The organism is Fibrella aestuarina BUZ 2, assembly GCF_000331105.1.
Taxonomy (GTDB): domain Bacteria; phylum Bacteroidota; class Bacteroidia; order Cytophagales; family Spirosomataceae; genus Fibrella; species Fibrella aestuarina.
In genome coordinates this window covers 5,961,605-5,983,600 of record NC_020054.1, presented here as the reverse complement: position 1 = coordinate 5,983,600, position 21,996 = coordinate 5,961,605, and the positions used below count along the sequence as shown (strand labels likewise).

Annotated in this window: 17 protein-coding genes; 3 read left to right on the top strand and 14 right to left on the bottom strand. The window is 56.8% G+C overall.

What is annotated here, in order from left to right:
• Window position 1: 1 nt before the first annotated feature.
• From FAES_RS24730 to FAES_RS24680, 11 genes are all read right to left on the bottom strand, one after another.
• Window positions 2-1,003 (bottom strand): hypothetical protein, encoded by a 1,002-nt coding sequence (locus tag FAES_RS24730; protein WP_015333938.1) that lies wholly within the window; start codon window positions 1,001-1,003, stop codon window positions 2-4.
• Window positions 1,004-1,028: 25 nt separating this feature from the next.
• Window positions 1,029-2,081, bottom strand: a complete 1,053-nt coding sequence (locus tag FAES_RS24725) for a hypothetical protein (RefSeq protein ID WP_015333937.1) — start codon at window positions 2,079-2,081, stop codon at window positions 1,029-1,031.
• Entirely contained in the window at window positions 2,078-3,259 is a 1,182-nt protein-coding gene (locus FAES_RS24720; protein WP_015333936.1) for a glycosyltransferase family 4 protein, read from the bottom strand. The genes FAES_RS24725 and FAES_RS24720 overlap by 4 nt, the downstream gene beginning before the upstream one ends.
• Window positions 3,259-3,912: an acetyltransferase gene (locus FAES_RS24715; RefSeq protein ID WP_015333935.1), complete on the bottom strand. Its 654-nt coding sequence runs from the start codon at window positions 3,910-3,912 to the stop codon at window positions 3,259-3,261. The genes FAES_RS24720 and FAES_RS24715 overlap by 1 nt, the downstream gene beginning before the upstream one ends.
• A 53-nt stretch (window positions 3,913-3,965) precedes the next feature.
• Entirely contained in the window at window positions 3,966-4,703 is a 738-nt protein-coding gene (locus FAES_RS24710; RefSeq protein WP_041259448.1) for a WbqC family protein, read from the bottom strand.
• Between the two features lie 111 nt (window positions 4,704-4,814).
• Window positions 4,815-6,896: a glycosyltransferase family 39 protein gene (locus FAES_RS24705; protein ID WP_015333933.1), complete on the bottom strand. Its 2,082-nt coding sequence runs from the start codon at window positions 6,894-6,896 to the stop codon at window positions 4,815-4,817.
• A 112-nt stretch (window positions 6,897-7,008) separates the two neighbouring features.
• Window positions 7,009-8,106, bottom strand: a complete 1,098-nt coding sequence (locus FAES_RS24700; RefSeq protein WP_015333932.1) for a DegT/DnrJ/EryC1/StrS family aminotransferase — start codon at window positions 8,104-8,106, stop codon at window positions 7,009-7,011.
• A gap of 131 nt (window positions 8,107-8,237) precedes the next feature.
• A complete protein-coding gene (locus tag FAES_RS24695; protein ID WP_015333931.1) occupies window positions 8,238-9,494 on the bottom strand; it encodes an ABC transporter ATP-binding protein in 1,257 nt (418 codons plus the stop codon).
• A 17-nt stretch (window positions 9,495-9,511) separates the two neighbouring features.
• Entirely contained in the window at window positions 9,512-10,342 is an 831-nt protein-coding gene (locus FAES_RS24690; protein ID WP_015333930.1) for an ABC transporter permease, read from the bottom strand.
• A 6-nt stretch (window positions 10,343-10,348) separates the two neighbouring features.
• Complete coding sequence (locus tag FAES_RS24685; protein ID WP_015333929.1) at window positions 10,349-11,455, bottom strand: GumC domain-containing protein; 1,107 nt, start codon at window positions 11,453-11,455, stop codon at window positions 10,349-10,351.
• 21 nt (window positions 11,456-11,476) lie between these two features.
• A complete protein-coding gene (locus FAES_RS24680; RefSeq protein WP_229364530.1) occupies window positions 11,477-14,134 on the bottom strand; it encodes a polysaccharide biosynthesis/export family protein in 2,658 nt (885 codons plus the stop codon).
• A 291-nt stretch (window positions 14,135-14,425) separates the two neighbouring features.
• On the opposite strand from FAES_RS24680, the gene FAES_RS24675 reads away from it, so the two are divergent.
• Both FAES_RS24675 and pheA read left to right on the top strand, forming a co-directional pair.
• The gene (locus FAES_RS24675) at window positions 14,426-16,318 is read left to right on the top strand and encodes a DNA topoisomerase IV subunit B (protein WP_015333927.1); all 1,893 of its coding nucleotides are present in this window, start codon (window positions 14,426-14,428) and stop codon (window positions 16,316-16,318) included.
• Between the two features lie 116 nt (window positions 16,319-16,434).
• Window positions 16,435-17,508: a chorismate mutase gene (gene pheA / locus FAES_RS24670; protein WP_041258367.1), complete on the top strand. Its 1,074-nt coding sequence runs from the start codon at window positions 16,435-16,437 to the stop codon at window positions 17,506-17,508.
• Between the two features lie 79 nt (window positions 17,509-17,587).
• Here the strand turns inward: pheA and FAES_RS24665 are convergent, their stop codons facing one another.
• Window positions 17,588-18,424: a hypothetical protein gene (locus FAES_RS24665; protein WP_015333925.1), complete on the bottom strand. Its 837-nt coding sequence runs from the start codon at window positions 18,422-18,424 to the stop codon at window positions 17,588-17,590.
• 103 nt (window positions 18,425-18,527) lie between these two features.
• Between FAES_RS24665 and FAES_RS24660 the strand changes: the two genes are divergently transcribed.
• On the top strand, window positions 18,528-19,217 hold the full coding sequence (locus FAES_RS24660; protein WP_015333924.1) for a pseudouridine synthase: 690 nt from the start codon (window positions 18,528-18,530) through the stop codon (window positions 19,215-19,217).
• A 6-nt stretch (window positions 19,218-19,223) separates the two neighbouring features.
• On the opposite strand, the gene FAES_RS24655 is transcribed toward FAES_RS24660, so the two are convergent.
• A complete protein-coding gene (locus FAES_RS24655; RefSeq protein WP_015333923.1) occupies window positions 19,224-20,426 on the bottom strand; it encodes a pyridoxal phosphate-dependent aminotransferase in 1,203 nt (400 codons plus the stop codon).
• Between the two features lie 129 nt (window positions 20,427-20,555).
• Window positions 20,556-21,935, bottom strand: coding sequence for a M28 family metallopeptidase (locus tag FAES_RS24650; protein ID WP_015333922.1), 1,380 nt, complete (start codon window positions 21,933-21,935; stop codon window positions 20,556-20,558).
• Window positions 21,936-21,996: the final 61 nt, after the last annotated feature.

Genomic DNA, 21,996 nt, shown 5'->3' with positions numbered 1-21,996 from the left:
ATCAGCGGTGAACAGGCCGGACCGGTACTGTGTCGATCCAACGGCTTAATCGACTCAGCCGCTCATGGGCAGCCCGCCGCCAGCTACGCCGCACTACCGGCTCGGGCTGCTGACCATAGGCCGGCACGATTCGGGTAAGGCCTGTTGAGGCTTGTTCGCGTAAGGCCTTCTGGTAATCGTCCAGCAGGTGTTTTCCGTCGGGGCGCTGCCCGAGGTTGAAGCGGGTTTGCTGCTGAAATAACCCCTCGTCGGGGCGCAGCAGGCCCTGGAAATCGGCCGTGAGCAGGGGCGTCGTCTGGCCGTTATGGCTTACTTGCCAGCCCAGCGGCGTGTGGCGGAGGCGGCGCTCGGGTAAATTCCAGAGGGCAACCTGCAAGCCGGGGTCTTTCAGCAAGCCTGTATTGGCGAAGAACGTGGGTACGTGCATCAGCCACGTCTGATCAAGACATTGGCCATGACAAAAGTCGAGATGAGCGTGGTCCTGGACCCGTTCGTGCCACCAGTTGAGCATACGGCTGGTCTCGGGATGACGCCCAAAACCGATGAGGCCACTGCTGTAGAGTCCCACATTTTGCAGGTGCTTTTCGTCGGGCAGCAAGGAGTCGCTAGGGGCCGTCAGCCAATGTGGATTTACTAACAGGCTGTGCGTCGACAGTGTGTTGAACAGGCCCGATAGCGGCGCAAAAACGTAGGCCGACGGATCAGCGTAGAGCATACCCGACTGAAAAAAACGGTCATACGCCGCCCGGATGAAAGCGGGTTTCGTGGCTGCCCGAAATTCGGTGGGTGTGTAACGGGCTGACAGGGCTGCCAGCGCCTCGGGCGAAAAACCCGCGTCGGCCAGCGTAAGCAGCGGAAACGGCGATTGCCAACCCGTTGGCAGGTTGTAGGCGTTGTCGGCCAGCCCAATGATAAACGGCTGGTCGGGGTGATGTTGGTGAAAACTACGGCCCAGGGTTAGCGCCTGGGGGAGTTGAGCGATAGTACTGATGGTAATGAGCATGCCACTGCAAAGGTATGGGCTTCGCTCACATCCAGCCCATCAGTTTCTGAACGGGCTTGTTGAGCAACCGGCGGACGCTCGTGTAGTACAACACGGTGGGGGGCTTGATGTATACGCAGGGGTAGGCCCGGTAGGCTTCGTTGCCGTTGTCGAGCAGGCGTTGGTGGTACAGCCGGAACAGCGGCAACAGGTCGGGGCGTTGGTCGAAGGTGTAGCGGGTCTGGTACTTCGAAATGGCATCAGGCTTGGTCACCCCGTAGCCACTGTAGTGGAAAAACTGGAGTTCGTCGGTGCCATTGACGAGCCACGTATCGCCTTGCTGCGACAGCGTTCGTTCGTGCACGTTCCAATACGCCACGTTGTAGCCGGTATGCTTCTCAATCAGCACATTATCGTGATAAATGGGCGCAAAATTGACCCAGTGCTGATCGACGAACAGACCTTTGCAGAGGTCAATCCGGCACTCATACGTCAGGCGTTGCTGCCACCACAGCACAAACCGGCGGGCGGTGTCGTCGTTGCGCAGGCCGATGAAACCCAGATTGAAAATGCCCGTGTTCAGGTGGTCTTGTTCGTTGGGCGTTTCCCAGTCGGGCGTGGGGGCAATGGTATGGGGCGTAAGCACCAGGCTATGCGTGTCCAGCGCCGTCGACAGCCGGGTAAGGGGTTGAAAAACAATAATATCCGGGTCGAAATAAATGACTTTGTCGGGCTGAGGGCGCGGGGCTGGGGGCGTGGGGATTGGCGTAGCTGTAGCTGGCTCCATACCTCGTGTTTCGTGCCCCAGGCCCTGCATGCCGTGCTCAAAAAAATGGGCAATGAAAAATGGCTTGACGGCGGTGTTTAGCTCCGTGATATCGTAGCGGTCGCACATGCCCGCAAAATCGGGGATGTTGAGCGCAGCCACTTCGAGCATGGGGTAAGCCGGCACCAGTTCAGCCGGTAGGTTGGCCGTGCGCAGGTCATCCACCAAGCCAATCACAAACTGCCAGTCGGGGTTGGTTTGGCGGAGCGAATCGCCGAGGGTGCGGGCCTGAGCGAGGTAATTAACCGAGCAAATGGTGAAGGCAAGCGTCATGCAGTCGTTAGTTGGGTCAGCAGACCGAGCAACTGATCGATGCTTCGGCGGCTGTTGTGTCGTTGGTCGATTTTCTGGCTCAGGCGGTGGCCCTGTTGCTGCCGACGGGCCGGGTCGTTGGCGAGTTGGCGCAGTGCCATTGCCATCGCGTTCAGGTCCAGGTAAGGTACAACGGCGCCGCCATCGGCTTCAACCAGTTCGGGCGCGCCTCCGGCTCCGGCAAAGCAAACAACTGGCAACTGACTGGCCCCCGCCTCAAGCACGACAAGCGGGTAGGGATCTTCGCGCGAGCAAAGCAGAAACACGTCGAATCGGGCCATGTAGCGCAGCACGTCGGACGTTGGCTCGATGAACCGGACGTGATCGGCGAGCCCCGCCTTTTCAACGTCGTGCCAGAGGTCGTCGCGGAGCGTGCTGGGCGGCATACCAACCCAGACGAAATAGACAGGCGCCCCCGGTAACTGATTGACCATGCGGGCCAGCGCCACGAACAGGTCGTTCCCTTTGCGCCACTCGGCATTGCCACAGCCGCCAACGACAACCGCATCCGCCGGTACGTCGAGCAGGGGCGTGCTGTTGGGTTGGCTGGCGTCGGCCACACGTTGACGAATCGTGTCGACGTCGATGAGCGTAAACAGCGAAATGCGCTCGGCGGGCACCTGAAAGCGCGTTTCGTAAAAGTGAGCCGTTGCCTCCGAAACCGTCAGCAGGTGTTGCGCCCGGCTGAACAGATACCGCAGATCATCGGGGCGGGTGTAAAGCTGCACCGACATCGTTAGTTCATGCAAATAGGCAATCACAGGTACGTTGTCGGCGAGGGGCAACTGCCGCAGCCACTGAGCCCCCGACACCGTATTGACCAGCACCGCATCGACCCCCTTGAGCTGTAGTTCCTGCGCAATCGTTCGCTGATGCCGTTTGTCGCGCCGGTTGGCCTGCCGATGCCAAAGCCCCAGCTTGCCCAAGACTTTATCGGCGTTGGGGCTTACCAGGTGGCCGTTGGTCTGGGGCCAGATCGTCACCGGTGCCAGCGCCCGGTAGTCGGCTTCGAGGGGGCCGCCTTCGCCCAGCAGCAAGTGCATGGAAATGCCATCTGCCTTCAGCAGGCGCATCAGGTACAGCAGCACCAATTGAGCCCCCGCCCGATTGGCATCATGACCAATAAGCAGCAACCGCATCAGTATGTCTCGTAGCTAGGCTTGGGTCCTTTTTTGGGCGGATTGCCGATGTAAACGCCCCAGGCTTCCGAGTCTTTGTAAAGAGCCGCCGACATGGCCAGCAGGGTGCCTTCGGCTACCGTGAGGTAATCGCGGATGGTGCTGTTGACGCCAAAGAAACAGTAGGAATGAATGTGGCAATGCCCCGACATTACCACGTGTGAGGTGAAAAAGACGTGGTCGTCGATGCGGCCGTGGTGGCCGATGTGGTTACCGCTCCACAGCACCACGTTGTTGCCGATCGTTGTGAACGGCTGGATGGTGTTGTCTTCGAGGATGAAGCAGTTTTCGCCGATTTCGTTGCCGAACGTAGTGGCTTTCGAGCTGATGTACGAGATGAACTTGTAGCCTTTGGCTTTGGCTTCGTTGTACACCTTCTCCCGGTTGCGGTTCATGTTCCGGCCGGTCATGGGCGCGAAAAATTGGTACTCGCTCGGCGGAAAGAGCGTCTCGACGTCTTCAAACGCCACCACTGGTAGGCCTTTGAATGACGCATCGGTCAGGTATTCCCGGTTGACGGTGAAGGCCACTACCTCATGGTCGGAGTCGTGCGTCAGGTAAAAATGGGCCAGCTCTGCCGTGTCGAGGACCCCGAAAATGATGATTTTAGCCATACGTGGTCATGAGTAACTGAGTGAACGAGCGGATAGATGCTTCTAAAAAGCACTTATTCACTCAATCGCTCATTGGTTATAAGGTCAAACTCAGTGAGCATCGGCCGGATGGCGTCTGCGGTGTTGTTCATCAAAATGTCCAGAATCGACAGCCAGGGGACAAACTCGGCCGCACCGTGCTGTGGGTACGTTACCCGCCGAGCCTGCATAAACGCCAGTTCGCAGCCGATCTGATCGAATCCCGGTTGCGAATATAACTCCGTGCCGCCAATCGGGTTAATGTAGCGGTCGGCGCCTTCCTGTCGGCAAATGTCGATAATGCGTTCCTGGGCTTTCAGCTGGCTGTTCTGGTAAATCCCCGAGGTAGCCACCAGCCGCGTGGTGATGCTCAGGTACGTGGTGAGCTCGGTGAAGCTGTGAAAAATATAATCGGCTACCGAGACGTCGGTCTGGCTACCGGCCTCAAAGTTGATGATCCGCTCGGTCATGGGCATCACCTCGGCAAAGAGCGGCGCTTTGCGGTAGCTTTGCTCGATGGTCCGCAGCAATTTGCCCCGCCATTTCGGATCGTTGGCCAGTGCGATGTCGCGGATGGCTTTGTTCTGGCTGGCGTCTTTCAGCGGCACCGTAAACAGCAACTCCTTGCCACCCACCAAAATCCGATTCCGGTTCACCCAGCCGCGATTGATGAAGGCGACATCGTCGTAAAAAACGAAGGTATCGACAGCATTGAGCAACTGCATGTAGCCGATATACGGCAGAAAATACGGTTGCATGATGGCGAGCGTCATATCGAAGTGTTGGATGATACCCCCCGCCCTAAAGGGAGCCTGCTGGCGCACCATTCGTTGCTTTCGCGTAGCTGCTTGTGCGCCAGCAGACTCCCTTTAGGGCGGGGTATTTTATTTCAGTTTACGTAAATAATAGTCTTCGCCGGGTACAACCACGTAGGGGCTGTTGCGGGCGCTGGTATCGGTGCCGAGGCGAATGTCGCCGGGGCGGGGCTTGATCACGCTCTTGTCGAAGAACAGGTACGTCGCTTCGTTGGGAATGGGCTGCACGCCCTGCTCAAACGGGTTGATCTGAATGAGTCGGCGCGACAGGTTTTTGCCGTAAAGCGGGTACTCGTAGTCGTCATTGATGGTGCCCAGCGCCACGGTGGCGGTGTCGGGTACCATGTCGTCGAAGCGTTTGTAAGGGATGTAGGTGTCGGGTCGGCCGATGGTCATGACGCGCACGCGGTCGGCTTCAAAGACCGAAGGGAAGGGGTAACCATCGGGCGTTGTCCAGGCAAATGGCAGGGCACGGATATTCAGGAAAACGCTAAACAGCGCCGACAACGCGCCTACGGTCAGCACCAGGCCAACGTAACTTTTTAGGAAAACATGGCCCGGTTTCAGGAGGTTGAGGCGTGGGATGAACACCAGCAACGCCACAAACTGAACGGCGATCATGCCCGTTTCGGTGAAATAGCGGCCCTTAAAGGGGTCATATGGGGCCGAGTAGGCGAGGGCCAGCCAGTGCAGCCCGACGGCAATGGCCAGAAAGAAGTGCGCGGGCGACCGCAGCACGAATAGCACGACCAGGATCAGCAACGGGAGCATAAGGCCGAAGCCGATGATGCCCCAATACGGGTTGGCGTTGGTGAAGACAAACCGCCGCTCGAAGGTGAACGGGACGATCGAAAAATCCGTCTCATCATCGAGGCGCATGTGGAGGCGGTCTTCGAGCCACACCAGCGGTTTGCGCATGGTCCGGTTGAGTTCTGCCCCCGCAGGTACGTTCCGCAGCCCGTCGAGATTCACCAGATCATAGCCATAGCGAACGACGTTGCGTGAGCCCTGTTCCAGCAGGTTGCGCAGTGACCCCGCCCGCTCTACGGATTGATGCCGCAGGGCCGTCGGGGGGCCAATGGGGTGACCAAATACTTCGATGTTTTTAAGGTAACCCGTGGGGAGCATCCAGAGGCAGGCGCCGACTACAATGGCCGCGCCCAGCCGCCAGGTACGTTGCCAGGTCGTCAGGAGTGAATCAGCCGAAGGCGGCCCCGACCAGAATACGGTGTAGACCATGATCGTGAAGACCGATGGCAGCAGCAGCGTGAAGGTGACTTTGTGGCCATAAGCTACCCCGAAGGCAACGCCCGCCAGGTAGAGGTAGCGGTATTCCCGCCCGACGCGGTAGCTGAAGAGCAGGTAGATCAGCAGGCTCAGGTAGGCGGTCAACACGATGTCGGTCTCGGTCGTTACGGCCTGCATCAGAAAATCGGGCAGCAGAGCCATGCAGAGCGCCGTCAGGAAGCTGGCCGACAACGTTGTGCGGGCGCTGGCACCGCGTAGCTGCCCTATGCGCTGGGTGATACCAAACGTGGCGACCAGCACCATCCAGTAAGAGAGGTGATGGATCAGCTTAAAACCATTTTCGAAGCGACCCATCAGCAGATACCCGTAGATCTGAAGCGTGCAGACGCTCTTCGGGTACGTGTCGATGTTCCAGTTGGTACCGCCGAAGTGGCGCATGCTGCCCCGCTGCATGTATTGCACCACCCGGTTGAGGTGGCCCGTCATGCTATCCCACTCGTTGGGTACGGTGAACACGACAATCGCCAGGTTGGTCACCGCCAGAATGGTCAGGGTGAGCAACAGCCCGCCGTAGATCACTTTTCCAAACAGTGACAGGTCGCCAAACCAGGCGGCTGCTTCGTGCCGCCGGTTTTGCAGCAATGCACCGACGTTGACCGGGGTTGGTTTGCCCGCGAGCCAACGGAGGCTAAACCCGACGATACTCGCCGTGATGAAGACCGCAAAGGCCCATACCCACTCGTGATTGGTCTGGTAGAGCGCCGACAGAATAAAGCCCGTCAGGATGACGCTGCTGGTAAACAGCAGGAATGCGGTCAGCAACCAGTCGACCAGCGATGGACGCGCCACACGCGCTGCCAGCCAGCCTATGTAGGTTAGAAAGAGAAGGAGAAAGAAGAGCATAAATGGTGATGAATAATGGAGAATGAATACTGTATAATGACGTACTAGTCAGATCAATCTTCGGGCAGTGGAGGATCGTTATACATTACCAATTCTTCATTATACAGTCAGTTTATACGCCTACCTCAACGATCGCCTCATTGACCAACTGGCAGATCCGATCCACGTCTTCATCGGGCAGGCCGGGGTAAAGGGGCAGACACAGCACCCGACGGGCGATATCTTCTGAAATGGGACAGGCTTCGGCGTTAGTCAGAAACGACAGTGTGTTGAGCGACGGGTAGAAATAACGCCGTGGCGCGATGCCCTGGGCGTTTAGTGCTTCAACGGTGTTCAGCAACGCCTGTTCCGAGGCAAACACAACCGGGTAATAGGCGTAGTTGTAGCGGGTCATGCCCGTGGTAAGCGTAGGGCGCTGCAGCCGCGAAAAATCAAGCTGACTGTCGTAACGCTCAGACGTAGCCTGCCGGGCGGCGATCAGCTCATCCACTTTGGGCAGCACGCACAGGCCCATAGCGGCGTGAAGCTCCGAATTTTTGGCGTTGATCCCCATGCTGTAATACTCGTCGAACTTATGGCCGAAGGTGCGGTAGTGCTGCACCGTCGTGGCCAGTTCGTCATCGTCGTCGGGGGTGATCAGGCACCCGCCTTCCACGGTATGAAAGACCTTGGTGGCGTGGAAGCTACAGGTGCTGGCATCACCGTAGCTCAGCAGCGACCGCCCGTTGTACTCCGCCCCAAAGGCATGCGCCCCGTCGTAGATGACCTTAAGGTTATGTTTGTGGGCGATGGCTTCGATCTGCTCGATCTGGCAGGCGTTGCCATAGACGTGCGTAGCCAGAATAGCCTGGGTGCGTTCGGTAACGAGCGGTTCGATCAGATCGGCGTCGATGGTGAAGTCGTCGGCCCGGATATCGGCGAAAACGGGTGTGCAGCCTTCCCAAAGTAACACGTTGGTCGTCGCGCAGTACGAAAAAGGCGTGGTGATTACTTCACCCGTAATGCCCATCGCCTTGAGCGCGATCTGCATAACGATGGTGCCGTTGGTGCAAAAACGCAGGTTACGAACGCCCAGATAGGCTCGCATCTGCTCTTCCAGCTGCCGAACGAGCGGTCCGTCGTTGGTCAGATGCACCCGTTCCCACACGCCCTCCAGTAGGCGGGTGTATTCGGCCAGGTCGGGCAGGTATGATTTCGTAACGTTAATCATGGCTTGATGGGTCAGTAGGCATTCGGCTATGCCGTTGTGGTTTCGTGATGCCTTGCAAAGTTACCCGAAGGTAGGTTCACAACGCTACACACAGCCAATGACGAATGGCAGTCGGTTGGATGACAAAGGTACTACACCTCCTTGAGCGATTCGAGCGCCTCGACCCGGAACGGGAATTGCGGCCGCACGTAGCCTGGCCATTTGCCGTACCAGGCCACACCTTCGCGGTAGTCTTCGACATCGAACGTGATGCCTTCTTCCATATTGAACAACGGCGTCACGGTGTCTTTCACGATCATCATCGAGATGGTGTAGGTGCCGTCGTTGAGGAAATAACCCGGAATGACGCACTCGCCCTGAATCAGCCCTTTGCCGTAAGCCTGCGACTGACTACCGATGTTGAAAATGCATTCGCCCGTAAGCGAGTATACGTGCAGGCTCAGGTTCAGGTTGGCCCGGTCCATCATGTTCCAGAATTCAAACTGAATCCGCATGGGCGTTCGGACGTCGATATGCGTGGCGCCTTGTGGGTATTCGGGCACCAGCTCCATCCGCCGGATACGCACGAGGTCGTTGCCGGGCGCTTCCTCGGGCGTGGCCCATTCGCGGCGGAGCCGGGTACGTGCCACCTTGCTCAGGTAGGAAGCTACCACCTGGTTGGTTTCGCCCTGCTCGATGAGTTGCCCCTTCTCGAAATACAGCGTTTTGTTGCAAAGCGCCTGCACGGCCGTCAGGTTGTGGCTTACAAACAGAATGGTGCGGCCACTCGCTGAGTTGTCGCGCATTTTGCCGAGGCTCTTCTTCTGAAAATCGGCGTCGCCCACGGCCAATACCTCATCGACAATCATGATTTCGGGGTTGAGGTGGGCCGAAATGGCAAAGCCCAACCGCACGTACATCCCCGACGAATACCGTTTTACGGGTGTATCGAGAAACCGCTCGACGCCCGCAAAGGCCACGATCTCATCAAAGGAAGCTTTGATTTCTTCGCGCTTCATGCCGAGCAGCGAGCCGTTGAGGTAAATATTCTCGCGGCCCGTCAGTTCGGGGTGAAAACCCGTGCCGACTTCAAGCAGACTGGCTACCCGGCCCCGGATACGTACCTGACCGGTGGTGGGTTCGACAATTTTGCTCAGAATTTTCAACAGGGTCGATTTACCCGCGCCGTTGTGGCCCACGATACCCACCCGGTCGCCTTGTTCAACCGAAAAGCTGACGTCGCGCAGGGCCCAAAACTCTTCGTGTGTCACCTCATCATCGGTCCCTTTCCCACCAAACAAGCCTTTCACCGTGTGGGTAATGGCATCGCGCAGGCTATTGCCGCCCTTGCCCTTTTTATGGTCAATGATGTAGTGCTTACTTAAATTTTCGACCGAAATAACCGACATGAGCGTATAGTGAACGATTAAATGTCGTCTACGAATGAGTTCTCCCGCTTTCGGAAAAACACAATAGACAAACTTAGAAAGATCAGCACGATGGCCGTTGAATATACTAAACTCTGCGGATTTAAATGGGTTTGTCCGCGAAGCACCGACCACTTAAATCCATCAATGATGCCAACAGCCGGGTTCAGGATGTAGAACTTCTCATACGGGTGTCCCGCTACCAGACTACTGCTGTAGGCAATCGGGCACAGGTAGAAACCCACCTGAATCATGAACGGGATCAGTTGACCGACATCCCGAAACCGCACGTTGATCGCTGCGAAAAACAGGCCAAACGCAAAGGCGCCCAGCATGGCCAGCAACAGAAACAGGGGCAGAAACAGAATATGCCAGTCAGGTACGTATTGGTAATAAATCGAAATCCCGACAAATAGACCAAAGGCAATCAGAAAGTCTACGAAACTGACCGCAACCGCACTCAGGGGCATGACCAGCCGGGGAAAGTAAACCTTCGTCACCAGGTTGGCGTTGGCCGTAATGCTGGTGCTAATTTGCTGAAAGGCGTTTGAAAAAAACGTCCAGATCGTAATGCCTGCCAGCACCATCAGTGCGTAGGGCACACCCGGATCGGGCGGGAGCTTGGCCACGAAGCTGAAGACGAACGTCTGCACCAGCATGGTGAGCAACGGACGAATGAGGCTCCACGACATGCCCAGCGCCGTCTGCTTGTACCGAACTGAAATGTCGCGCATCGACAGGATGTACAGCAGTTCGCGACTGCGCCATAAATCCCGCCAATAGAAGCGTTCAGGACGCCCGGCTTGAATAACAACTTCGTGTGTTTTCATACTGTACTAGACGGTCGGTTTAGGGGACCGGAATGATTCCCGCAGGAAAATGGCCACTAACCCTAATACGAGACCAATGGCTAAACCGGCCTGCATACCTGCTTTGGCGGGTACTTTACGGTAAAGGGGCAGGATCACCGGCTCGATGGTGGTAAACAGCGGCTGCTCCCGAATCAGCGACAGCTTCATGTTGTCGAGGCTGGTAACGGCCGCGAAGTACTGCTGCTGCAGAAAGGTGCTGTTGCGCGTAAGGCGACTCTCCTGAAGGCGACCTTCGGCTACGACAACCTGCTGATTCTGGTTCATGTAGCTGGCAAGCTTATTTTCAGTCCCGGTAAGGCGGCCGGAGAGTGAATCGACCCGATTTTCGAGCAGGGTCAGCATTTCGCGGGTCTTCTTGGTCTGTTTTTTCTTGTAGTCCTCCTCGATGGTTACCAGGTGATTCTCGACAAATGCTTTCGACAAAGGCCCATCTTCGGTGGTGGCCACCAGGCTCAGGAACGACGACTTCCGATCGACGGGCTTGATTTCCATTTCACCCGACAGCCGCTCGTAGATGTCATACATCGCCTGTTGTTCGGTGGGCGTGAAGTCTTCCCGCTTTTTGGGGCCGGCAAACATGAATTTCTTCAACGTTTCGTCTTCTTCCCACTCTTTGTCGCGGATGCCGCTGTGTGCCATGTAATAATTGACCAGCAGCGTATCGACGCCGTTGATCTTCACGGTTTTCATCAGCGTGGTTTCCACAACGGGTTTCGACCGCACGTAGAGCGTAAAATTTTCGCCCGAGAAAATGCTCGCATCGGGTGTAGCCTGACCGAGGCCAAAAGCGCTGGCGAGCGCACCCAGGTCGCCCATCTGCCCGTTTGAGCCTGAGCCACCGCCCAGGTTAAAGACGATCCGGGCAATGTAGGTTGGCTTTTTCTTCGACGTCAGATCGGTAACGTAGCCGATAATGCCACCAATCACTACGACGACTAGTAGCACATACCAGTTACGGCGCGCCACATCTTTCAGTTTGGTTGCTCGCGCCAACACTTCCTTGGGCGAAATCTGATCGGGCGGCAGCGGGGCCGTTACGACCGGGGTACTTTTAGCTTGAGGCGTGTTCATGTGTTTTGTTGTTTAGGTAGCTTATGGTTGGAGTAACCGGAACGCAAGCACGGCCGAAATCAGCCCCATCAGACCCGTAGCAATGCCCGTGGCGCTGCCAATAATCTGTTGCGGGGTAAGTGGGTTGGTGCGCCGTTGTGGCACGATTACTTCAGCACCCGGCTCAACACGTGGGTAGATGTTGAAGAACATAAACCGGCGTGTGCGATCGACCGAGCCGTTGGCATAGACGATAAAGGCCCGCTTCCGCTGCGATTGTTCGGTAAAGCCGCCAGCCTGTGAAATGTAATCCTGGAAGGTTTGGCCACCCCGGAACTTGACGGTCGTTGGCAGCAGTACTTCACCCTGGATTCGGACGGTTTCGAGCTGCTTGGGAATGCGTAGCAAGTCGCCTTCCTGCAACAGAATGTCTTCCGTCGAGCCCGGACGAGCCAGAATACGCTTCAGATCGATACCGATCGACTCCTGTTTGTTAGGTTCGACAGCCTCAATGTTAACGGCTGTTTTCCGGTTATCGTCGGATAGCTCCGTGACTGACCGCTGCCGTTGAGCTAACTCTTCGGGGCTTAGCTTAACCGTGCGGATCAGCGTAGCGCCCTGTACATAGGCCTGCGGGGTGAGGCCCCCAGCCATCAAAACCAGATCCGAGACTTTCTGATCTTTAGTTTTGATGGGGTACGAGCCCGGCAGAATGACTTCGCCCTCTACCTGCGCAAAGGTTTGCACCTGGTAGTTAGGCGAGCGCCGTACAATTACCTGATCGTACGGTTGCAGGAAAAACTTATTGTCGTTGGCCAGTTCCAGATTCCGGTCGATGCTGAACCGGAATACATCGGCAATCTGTGCGTTGGCTGAGTTAGGGTCCACGTCTTTTTTGCGCCGGACCACTTCGACCTGTGCCGCAGCCGCCGACTCGCGCAGACCGCCCACTTGCAGGAACGCATCTTCGAGGGTCATGTTTGACTGATAGCCCAACTGACCGGGGCGATTTACCTCGCCTTCGATGGATACGGTGCCGTACTCAGCCAGATCAAACTTCGAGGTGACGTTGACTACGTCTTCGCGCTGAAGCGGCAGGTCGGGCTCCGTACCCGCCAGGATTTTGCCCAGATCGACGGTAATGTTTTCCGACGACATGTCTTCCCGGATGCGGAGGATGTTTACCCGGCCCAGCAGCGCTTCGCCCCGCACCCCTTCGGCGCTGGCTACCAATTCTTTCAATGTCTTATTCTGATCGAGCGAATAGGTGCCGGCCCGGTAGACGGCCCCGGCAATGGTAACCTGGTTTTCGAACCGGTCGAGCAATTGTTCGACCCGCGCGATATCCCCGTCCTGCATGGCAAAGCTCTTGAACTGATCGGCCAACACGTCGATTACTTTAAGCTCACGGTTGGTGAGGCGGGTCACTTTCACACGGCTCTTGTAGGCTGTCGCCGAAAAACCGCCCCCGTAGAACAGCAACCGCTCCATGGTTTCGCCGGGCAGCATTTCGAAGATGTTGTTGCGGCGGGTGTTGCCCTGAAGTTCGACGTGAGAGACGTACCCCGGAATGCGGATGTTGTCGTTGTCTTGCAGGCGGACGTTGTTGCGCAGCACACCGGTCAGCAGCAGGTCGTATAGATCGATGGTTGCGACCACGCGGTTGTTGCGAATCACCTGCACGTTCCGGAACGAACCCAGATCACTGGGGCCACCCGATGCGTAGATGACGTTCATGGCCGACGACAGCGAAGAAACTGAATACGTACCTGGCTTGATGGCTTCGCCCAGAACGGATACCCGGATAGTCCGAATGCCACCCAGCGTGACTTCCAGGTACGTGTTGCGCGGGCCATACGAACTATTCTTTAGGCCTACGTAAATTTTTGACAGCCGCTCGGTGATACGGGCTTTGGCTGCTTCGACCGTCAGGCCAGATACGTGTACCGGCCCAATGCCGCTGGGCAGGTAGATGTTTCCCTCGGGGGTGACGGTCTGCCGGATCGCATCCTGCGAGAAACCGTAAATGTTGATATTGAGTTGGTCGCCAGTGCCTAATACGTAGCTGACAGGCGTGGCGATGTTCAGATTGGGCTGAAACGTGGTTGCCAGATCAGGGTTGTTGAACAGCTCGTAGCCGAACAGCTTCCGGCGAAGGGCTGCCCGTTCGCGGGCACGGAGGGCCTCTTCAGGCGAGAGATCATTGTAACCTTGCTCGCTAATCTGCGTATTGATGTTGGGCTCATTGTTGCCCTCGGCTGTGGCTTCGGTTGGGTTGCCGTTGGCATCAACGCCCGCTTGTCCGGTTTGCCCATTCTGACCCGTTTGGGTCGCCTGCCCGTTACGGCCCGTTTGCCCGGTTTGGCCTTGCGTCGCCTGTCCGTTGGCGCCGGTAGTCTGGCGGGTGCCGGTGTTGCCCTGCTGTACCTGGCCTGCGCGCTGATTGGGATTGGTATTGGCCCCCTGCTGTGAGGTACGTCCCTGCTGGCTTTGCGAGGGCGTTGGAATGCCGTTGGGTAACCGCGTGCCGGCTGGTAACTGACTGGGAATGCCCGATGACGAGGGTGCTGATGGGGCGCCACTGCTCGGGGCCGGGGTGATCTGACCAAACGTAGCGGGCAGGGTTCCGAGAAGGAGGCCAACAAGGGCTAAGGTTTTGGCTGCTGTGCGCTTGGATTGGTCGGAAATAGTGGCAAACAAAGAAACCCGAGAATGTTGGAATTCTGGTAGTTTTTGCATATTTTTAAGATGTCAACCTACCATGAGTAGGCTGATAAAGACGGTAATGTGTAAACGAAGTTTCTTGTTTTTATGATATTTCAGCACAATCAGCGGGCAAAGTAAACGAACTTTTGCCGGAAATTAAACAGTTTTCTACTAAGTGGGTCAAGGTGGTGGTCGGCTCATTTCGGTATAATTTTTCCAATGTTTAGTAGCGTCCCTCTGTAACCAGACGACGGACAAACCACCCCTATCCTGATTCAATTTGACATGGCAGAACAAGTAAAGTCACCCGTACAGTACAACGAAGACAGCATTCGCTCGCTCGATTGGCGCGAACACATCCGGCTCCGTCCCGGCATGTATATCGGCAAGCTGGGCGATGGGTCAGCGGCCGACGACGGGATTTATGTGTTGCTCAAAGAAATCATCGATAACTCCATCGACGAACACGTGATGGGCAACGGAAAAGTCATCGACATCAAAGTGACCGATCACCGCATCGAAGTCCGCGACTATGGCCGGGGTATTCCTCTGGGCAAAGTGGTCGAGGTGGTGTCGAAGATCAATACAGGCGGTAAGTACGACTCCGGCGCGTTCCAGAAATCAGTTGGGCTCAACGGGGTTGGTACCAAGGCCGTCAATGCCCTGTCAGGCTTTTTCCGTATTCAGTCGTTTCGGGATGGACGCACTGTCTGGGCCGAATTTGACCGGGGCGTGCTGGTGCGCGAGGGCGACGAAGAAACCAATCAGCGCAATGGCACGCTGTCGGTATTCGAGCCCGACGATACCGTATTCAAGAATTACCATTACCGGGGGCAATTTGTCTCCGACATGCTCTGGAACTACTGCTACCTCAACGCGGGCCTGATCATGAACTTCAACGGGCAGAAGTTTGTGTCGCAGAACGGCCTGCTCGACCTGCTCCGCAGCAAGCACAAGGAAGAGGAGTTGCGTTACCCGATCATCCACTTGAAAGGAGCTGACATTGAGTTGGCGTTGAGCCATGGTAGCCAGTACGGCGAAGAATACCACTCATTCGTCAACGGCCAGTACACCACGCAGGGCGGTACCCACCAGAATGCCCTGAAAGAGGCTTTCGTGAAAACCATCCGCGACCACTTCGGCAAGGATTATGACGCGGCCGACATTCGGGCGAGTATCGTGGCGGCGATCAGTGTGCGGGTGCAGGAGCCGGTATTCGAGTCGCAGACCAAAACCAAGCTCGGCTCGGTCAACATGGCCCCCGACGAAAATGCGCCCTCAGTACGCTCGTTCGTGATGGACTTCCTGAAAGACCGCCTCGACGACTTTCTGCACATGAACCCGGCGGTGAAAGACGCCCTGAAGCGGCGGATCGAACAGTCGGAGCGGGAGCGGAAAGAGCTGGCGGGCATCAAGAAACTCGCCAACGAACGCGCCAAGAAAGCCAGCCTCCATAACAAGAAACTCCGCGACTGCCGCATTCACCTGCCCGACCTGAAAGCCGAGGAGCGCCTTAATACGACCTTGTTTATTACGGAAGGCGATTCGGCCAGCGGGTCAATTACCAAAAGCCGCAACGTGCAGACGCAGGCCGTATTCAGCCTGCGCGGTAAGCCACTCAACTGTTTTGGCCTGACCAAAAAAGTGGTCTACGAGAACGAGGAGTTCAACCTGCTGCAACACGCCCTCGATATTGAAGAAGGACTGGAAAACCTTCGCTATAACCGGATCGTGATCGCCACCGACGCCGACGTAGATGGGATGCATATCCGGCTGCTGATGCTGACGTTCTTCCTGCAATTCTTCCCAGATCTGGTGCGTAACGGTCACCTCTATATTCTGGAAACGCCGCTGTTCCGGGTACGTAACCCCAAGAACCACAAGGAGACGGCCTATTGCTATTCGGAAGAAGAGAAGCAGAGCGCCATCGACAAACTGACCAAAGGCGGCAAGAAGGTCGAGATCACGCGCTTCAAAGGACTGGGCGAGATTTCGCCCGATGAATTTGGCCTGTTCATTGGTGAAGACATGCGCCTCGAACCGGTCATTATGGAGAAAGACGCCTCGGTGTCGAAACTGCTGAGTTACTACATGGGCAAAAACACGCCCGATCGGCAGCGCTTTATCATCGACAACCTCCGCATCGAGAAAGACATAGAAGACGTGGCGCTGGTGTAGCGGTAAGTGAATAATGTAAAATGTACAATGAATAATGGCTTTGTATGAGTCGGGTCGATGCTCATACAAAGCCATTATTCATTGTACATTTTACATTATTCAGTCAAATTTGCCTCATGACTCTTGAATCGCTCCGTAATGACATTGATACCCTCGACGACCAGATTCTTGCGCTGATGAATCAGCGGATGGAACTGGTGCGGCACGTGGGAGAACTGAAACGATCAACGAATGCTGTTATCTACCGCCCCGAACGCGAGCGGCAGATCATCGACCGGCTCACGGCGCAGAACAAGGGGCCACTGACGCAGGCAGCGATCGAGGCTATTTTTCTGGAAGTATTTGCCGTGGCTCGCAACATGGAGTTGCCCGAGCGGGTCGCGTACCTGGGGCCGGAAGGCAGCTTCACGCATCAGGCCGCCGAAGGGCGATTTGGCGGACTCAGCGCCTATACGGCCCTGCCAACGATTCGGTCGGTCTTTGAAAGCGTCGAAACGGGCCGATCGCGGTTTGGAGTCGTGCCGATCGAAAACAACCAGGAGGGCGTGGTCAACGAAACCATCGACCTGCTCAACGAGCGCGACATCAGCATCGCCGCCGAGGCGCAGATTCCGGTGCACTTCACCTTCGCTACGAAAACAGAGGACCTGGCTACGCTCAAGTACATTTATTCCAAGGACATTGCTTTCCGGCAGTGTAGCCGCTTCCTCTACGATACATTCGATGGTCTGGAGGTCGAATTCGTGCCGGTGGAGTCTACGTCTAAAGCGGCTAAACTGGCGGCTCAGCAGCCCAATTCGGCGGCGATCTGCTCACACATCGCCGCCAAACTGTTCGGTGTGCCGGTCTTGTTCGACAACATCGAAGACAACGACCTCAACCGGACGCGCTTCCTGATTCTGGCGAAAAACTTCCAGAATCAACCCAGTGGTCAGGATAAAACTACGCTGATTGCCCGGTTGCCCAACACCGAAAAACCCGGTGTTCTGGCGGCCTTCCTGCAGGAGTTCAGTTCGCGCGATATCAACATCAGCAAGATTGAAAGCCGCCCACTGCGCAGCGGCACCGCCTTTCTGTCGTGGTTCCTGATCGAGTGCGAGGGCCATGCGTCGGAACCCGCGCTACAGGAAATCCTGACTACCCACGCAACGTACCTGAAGAACCTGGGCAGTTATTTGAGGGTGCAGTGAAGGGAGTTTGGGGTTTATAGTTTGGAGTGTAAAGGCTGACGCAGGTTGTGTCTGTAAACTGCAAACTCTTCCAAACGAATCAGAGCACCAGCGCGGGAAGCCAGAAAACGGCATCGCCGAAAAAACGGTAGCGGTTGTATTTCTGGAAGTAAGCCGGGTAGCGCTGAATGGCGTAGAGTGTGAGGCTCATGATGGCCAGTATAAGGCTGGCCCGTTGTGAGAATCGGGCACCGCCGCCCGAATCGTCGGCGAAAAAACAGACCGCGAGCGCCCCACCGACCAACAGAAAGGTCAGCCACCGCAATACCAGATCGCAGGTACGTTGCCCCCAGATGGTAGCCAGCGATACGGCGTTGCGTTGTGCGTTGGGCTCGCGCTGTTCATACACCGAAAAGAGTACTAAATTCTGGAAGGCGATACCCAGAAAGAGCAGAGCCTGCACCTTGAACGGCCAGCCAACCAGCGGCCGCTGCACCCATACACTGCCCCAGATACCCGCCGTGAAGAAAATGGCGACCAACGGCTCTTTGGCAACCAGTATCGGATGCCGCTCGGGTAGTTGCGATACGCCCAACACATACAGGCCGCAGAGGATCCCCAGCCCAGCCCCAAACCGGATGACGTTGCCCGGCAAAAAAAAGACCAATATGGCCGAAATCGCTACCAGGCCGCCCACCAGCCCCCACAGCAAATCGGCATTGGCGGCGTGGAACCGGTGCCGGGCGGTGCTGGGCAGCGGGCCCTTCCGAATGTCGAACAGGCGATCGGCCGTATACACAATCCAGACGGAAAGGGCTAGCAGCGGCGTTGTTGCCCAATGGACGGGGTCCACGTCGGACAGGCGAATGGCCATCCGGTTCGAGAAAATAGCGCCCAGCACAACGGGCAGACTCAGGTAGACAAACGGGCGAAGCATGGAGCGCAAAGTTACACCCCTATCCCCTGGATTTTGCGGCTATTTTAGCCTGCTTTTTGCTGTAAAATTGATTGACGGCCACTGATGGGTCGGTTATTACCCTATGTCACTCAACATCATCTTTCAGACCGACGATCTCGTCGCTGTCAACAAGCCGCACGGATTGCTGGTGCATCGCTCGCCTATTGCTGCCGATGCCAACGAATTTGCCGTACAGACACTGCGCGATCAGTTGGGGCAGCACGTATGGCCGGCTCATCGCCTCGACCGAAAAACGAGTGGGGTGCTGCTGTTTGCCCTGACCGAGTCGATGAACGCGGCCATGCAGCGGCAGTTCATGAACGGCGAGGTGAAGAAAACGTACATCGCCATCGTGCGCGGCCACACGCCCGATGACCTGACGATCGACTACCCGCTTCGCCGCGAAGACGGGGTTGTGCAGGACGCTGTCACGCACCTGAAAACGTTGCGGCATGCCGAGGTGCCGATTCCATTTGGCAAGCACGACACCTCGCGCTATTCGCTGGTTGAGCTGACCCCCGAAACCGGTCGGATGCACCAGTTACGCAAGCACATGGCGCATATTTTTCACCCGATCATTGGCGATCGGCCGCACGGGTGCAACAAACAGAACAAGCTATTTCTGGAGAAATTTCAGATGAACACCATGCTGCTGCACGCCCGACGGCTGGAGTTTACGCATCCAGAAACAGGGGAGGCGTTGAGCATTGTGGCACCCCTGCAAAGCGAATTTTCGCGAATGCTGGCCACCCTGTTTCTGGATATGAATTAAGGTGGCTTAGCCAACCACTTTTTTGAAGGCGTCCACAAAGGTCTTCATCTCGTCCATGGTCCCGATGCTGACGCGGCAGTAAGGTTGCCGATCTATGTCACGGGTCTGTATACCCACGCCCTGCCCGAACATCTGCCCCTCAAACAGCTTCGTTTTCATTTTGATAGGGAAGAGAATGAAATTGGCGTATGACGGAATGGGTTCATAGCCGATTTCTTTCAGGGCCTTGGTCGTGTAATCACGGGCTTTGGCGTTTTCGGTGCGGCAGAACGTCTGCCAGGCCTGATCCTGATACGAGGCAATCCCGGCCATGAGCGTGGTGATGCTGACCGCAAATTCGCCGTTGGTGTACGGCTTGATCTGCGCCAGCATGTTGGGCTGTGCCATAACGTACCCAAGCCGAAGCCCCGCGAAGCCGTGAATTTTCGAGAACGTACGGGCCAGCATGATGTTCAGCCCCTCGCCAACCAGTTTACCCAACACAGGGCGATCGGCAGGTTCGAGGAAATCGATGTAGGCTTCGTCGATCAGGATGGGCACCGTGGGCGCCACGTCGCGGCAAAACTGCGCCAGCTCAGCCGGGGGCACAATAGTACCCGTCGGGTTGTTGGGGTTCACGATATAGACCAGCCCCAGTCCCGGCGTGCTCAGCGCCTTGGCTTTCAGTGCGGCCAGGTCATAACCCATGTCGGCTGTCGACGGAACGGTGAGTATCTGTCCTTTGGCCGCGGTGGCGCGTTCCAGCAAATCGTCGTAGGTGGGACGGCAGGTCAGGATGGGGCCGCGTTGCGAGAAGGCCGCTGCCGTGGCCATCAGCACGTCCGATGAGCCGGGCGACATCATAATCTGCTTGGGCGTAACGCCTTCTGCATCAGCAATCAGCTTTTTCAACTGCGCAAATTCCATCCAGGCATAGCGGTTCCCCAGCGTAGTGGCTTTTTCGAGCGCCGCTTTCGCGCTGGGAGCAATGCCGTGCGGGTTTTCGTTGGCAAACAGGCGGGCTTTCAGCACCGGCATGGTATCGGGCGGCAATTGCTGAAGCTGCGCTACCTGCTGCGCAAACTCACCGAACAGCCGCTGCTCGGCCATTACGGATTCGGGAACAAAACTGGCGCGGGCCTCCTGCCAGCGGGTCAGACCAAGCCCGGCCGTGAGCAGGCCTGCATTACGCAGCCAGGTACGTCGGGAAGAAGAAGTACAGTCGTTCATGATGCATCAAGGTTGTTGATTGGAAAAGCCCGCGGCAGTGTACCGACGAACAGCTACAAGATACGAATTAACGCACTCGCTAGCGCAGGTAACTACTTGAAAGGCAGTGTAAAAGGTCGCTCTTCGCGTTTAGCGCAGATTAGGCACGGGCAAAATGGGCATACTCTCGTTGCCATCGTCCGAAACGGCTTGTACCGCGAAGAAGTAATTGTCTTTCGAGTAAGGCAGCGTCATGCCGAGTTTGGTCGTGAAGAATTTCTTCTGCCAGAAGGGCATGTGGGTTTCGCGCATCAGCACGTAGTAGCCACGCGCTTTCCGGCCGCTGTCGGTTTTGGGTGCCTGCCAGTACAATGCCGTGCCGTTGGTCAGGTTGCGAACCTCGATCGTGACGTTCTGCGGCGGGGTGGGCGCTTTCGCCAGGTTGGCCAGCGTAGCGAGGTTCACGGCGGTGTTTTTCCGCAGGTACTCAAAATCCATGAATTTGGCGTAGTCGCCGTACTCGATCGCCTTGGCGCCGGTGCCTTCCGTGCGGAGGTCCTGGTGCTGATGCTCGTAGTTTTCGTTCATCTCGGTGAGGCGTACCGCCGCAAAGCCACGCTGCACGTAGGGCGTATGATCGCCACCACGCAGGTAGCGGTCGTTGCGATAGATGGTCACGATCTCCAGATTCTCAACATAGCGCTCACCCAATTCTTTAACGTACCTGGCGAGGGTGCGGGCCTTGCCGTCGTTTTCGGTGCCAAACTGCCGGATGTTAACGGCCCGGTCGGTAGTTTGGTAGAGCGGCAGCCCCTCGCTGAACACCCGCAGCCGGGTATTGTCGATGATGCGCGTTTCGCTGCTGTTGTTGCTGCCCATAATGTCGTTGTTCAGCACCGCCTCCACGTTCCATTTCTCCTGCACCGCCCGTTCGCTGAGGTGTTCGGCGCCCAACAGGCCCTGCTCTTCGCCCGTCAGCGTGACAAACACGATCGTAGCCGGAAACTGCGACTTGCTCAGCACCCGGCATAGCTCAATCACCGCCGCCGTGCCGGAGCCGTCGTCGTTGGCGCCGGGGGCATCGCTGTCGCGGTTCATCACGTTGGTCACGCGGCTGTCCATGTGCCCCTGTACGATAAACACGCGGTCGTCGTTGGGGTCGGTACCTTTCAGCGTCGCCATTACGTTCCCCATGTCGGCGGGTTTGTCGATGCGTTTACCGTCGGGTTGCAGTGTCCAGGTATCGAGCGCGGCGGTCATGCGGCCCCCCGACTGTTTGGCGTACTGCTGAAATTTACCCAGAATCCACTGCCGGGCAGCGCCAATGCCCTTTTTGGAGTCGGTTGTGGTGCTGAGTGTGTGGCGCGTGCCGAAGCGAACTAGCCCGTCGACGTGCGCCCGAAGGCTGTCGGGCGATACTTGTGCCACCAGATCGGCTATTTGGGGGTCACGCTGAATGGTTGTCTGGGCAAAAAGAGAGGTCGAGAGTAAGGTGAAACCGAGCGAAGCAGCAGGTAACAGGAGGCGCATGGGTGTTTGTTGATTTAGCGAACGAAACTAATTAAAAAAGCGCAAGCTCATGGAGCCTGCG